The 954-nt window shown below is 65.7% G+C and carries 1 protein-coding gene; it reads left to right on the top strand.

Annotated features, from left to right (window positions below):
• Positions 1-179 precede the first annotated feature (179 nt).
• Entirely contained in the window at positions 180-911 is a 732-nt protein-coding gene (locus HUK84_RS20125; protein ID WP_176641780.1) for an amino acid ABC transporter permease, read from the top strand.
• Positions 912-954 lie beyond the last annotated feature (43 nt).

Genomic DNA, 954 nt, shown 5'->3' with positions numbered 1-954 from the left:
CTGGCCCTGCGCGACGCCGCGCTGGCCGACCGGGTCGCCGCGGTCCTGAACGCGATGAAGGACGACGGCACGCTCGCGCGGATCATGGCGCCCTATGGCGTCTCCCCGCTTCCCGGCAGGATCGAGGCGTCCGGCCCGGGCCGCCTCTCCGACCGCTTTTGAACGACAGGGTATCCGACATGCAGGTCTGGAACTGGCACGGGTTCTTCACCTATCTTACCAGCCCCTATATCTTTCGCGGCGCGCTGGTCACGTTGTGGATGACCTTCGCGGCAATGGTGTTCGGCTGTCTTCTCGGGCTGGCGCTGGCGGTCATGAAACGGTCGCGGCGGCGCGTGCTGTCGGTTCCGGCGCGGTTCTATGTCTGGCTGTTCCGCGGCACGCCGCTGCTGGTGCAGCTGGTCGTGATCTATGCCGGGCTTCCGAAACTGGATATCCGGCTCAGCGTCACGGCCTGCGCGGTGATCGGCCTCAGCCTCAACGAGGCCGCCTATCTGGCCGAAATCATCCGGGCCGGGCTGAACGCCGTGCCGCCGGGCCAGATCGCCGCCGCGCGCGCGCTGGGCATGGATGAATGGCAGATTTCCAGCCGCATCGCGTTCCCGCAGGCCTTTCGCCTGATTATTCCGCCGCTGGGCAATTCGGTGAACGGCCTTTTGAAGACGACCAGCGTGACTTCGGTCATCTCGATGGAAGAGCTGATGCAGCGCAGCCAGATCCTGGTACAGGACCAGTTCATGGTGCTCGAACTCTTCTCGGTCGCCGCGCTGTATTATCTTTTCATGACCACGGCGTGGGATTTCCTGCAGCGCCATATCGAGCGCCATGCCGAACGGCCATACCGCCGCCTGTCCGCGTCCGGTTCGGCCGACCTGCCGGACCTGGCCGCCGCCAGCCGGGACGCGCGGTGATGGGCGACGCAATCGCCTTCCGTTTCGAAGGGCGCACCCTGAT

This window comes from Nguyenibacter vanlangensis, from assembly GCF_013376155.1.
GTDB classification, from domain to species: Bacteria; Pseudomonadota; Alphaproteobacteria; order Acetobacterales; family Acetobacteraceae; genus Gluconacetobacter; species Gluconacetobacter vanlangensis.
Note: the sequence above shows the minus strand (reverse complement) of the source record. Positions and strands in the feature narration are given on the sequence as shown.

What these genes read in the sequence shown, in the direction of transcription:
- HUK84_RS20125 (WP_176641780.1), top strand. Translation starts at nt 180, where the DNA reads ATGCAGGTCTGGAACTGGCACGGGTTCTTCACCTATCTTACCAGCCCC.